Source organism: Nonomuraea sp. NPDC048916 (assembly GCF_040649575.1).
Classification (GTDB): domain Bacteria; phylum Actinomycetota; class Actinomycetes; order Streptosporangiales; family Streptosporangiaceae; genus Nonomuraea.
Genome location: NZ_JBEZFS010000170.1, coordinates 1 through 602, shown reverse-complemented (window position 1 = coordinate 602; position 602 = coordinate 1). Strand labels below are relative to the sequence as shown.

Below are 602 nucleotides of genomic sequence, written 5' to 3'. Positions count from 1 at the left end.
TTTCCCGGGCCCTGACGTAGACTAACGCGTCGGCTCTCGTGCATCCGTATGCCTGTAGCTAGGTGGAGCGGCTGGAAGAGAGTCGATCAAGGTAGCCGATTCGAAGGGCGAAGCGTGGCCAAGAAGCAAGGTGCCATCGAGATCGAGGGCACCGTGATCGAGTCCCTCCCGAACGCCATGTTCAAGGTGGAGCTCCAGAACGGTCACAAGGTCCTGGCGCACATCAGCGGCAAGATGCGGATGCACTACATCCGTATCCTCCCCGATGACCGGGTTGTGGTGGAGCTCTCTCCGTACGACCTGACGCGTGGCCGGATCGTCTACCGCTACAAGTAGATCTTGCCGGCACCCCGTTTCGGCGGGTGATGGCACTGACCCGGAGAACCTGACATCCCATGAAGGTCAAGCCGAGCGTCAAGAAGATCTGCGACAAGTGCAAGGTGATCCGCCGTCACGGTCGGGTCATGGTCATCTGCGACAACCTGCGCCACAAGCAGCGCCAGGGCTGACGCACGACCGCACCCTCTGCATCCGCAGAACTTCGCGCGACGCAAGTAGTACATGTTCATACGCAGATCCCGGACCTGGGCGTTCATTGAGAA

The 602-nt window shown here is 60.1% G+C and carries 2 protein-coding genes; both read left to right on the top strand.

Going from position 1 to position 602, the window contains the following annotated elements; genetic code table 11:
• The first annotated feature begins 114 nt into the window (after window positions 1-114).
• Window positions 115-336 carry a translation initiation factor IF-1 gene (gene infA, locus AB0C16_RS40275; RefSeq protein WP_003956442.1) on the top strand — a complete coding sequence of 74 codons (222 nt, stop codon included), beginning with the start codon at window positions 115-117 and terminating at the stop codon, window positions 334-336.
• Window positions 337-395: 59 nt separating this feature from the next.
• Window positions 396-509, top strand: a complete 114-nt coding sequence (rpmJ, locus tag AB0C16_RS40270) for a 50S ribosomal protein L36 (protein ID WP_003956441.1) — start codon at window positions 396-398, stop codon at window positions 507-509.
• The last annotated feature ends 93 nt before the right edge of the window (window positions 510-602 follow it).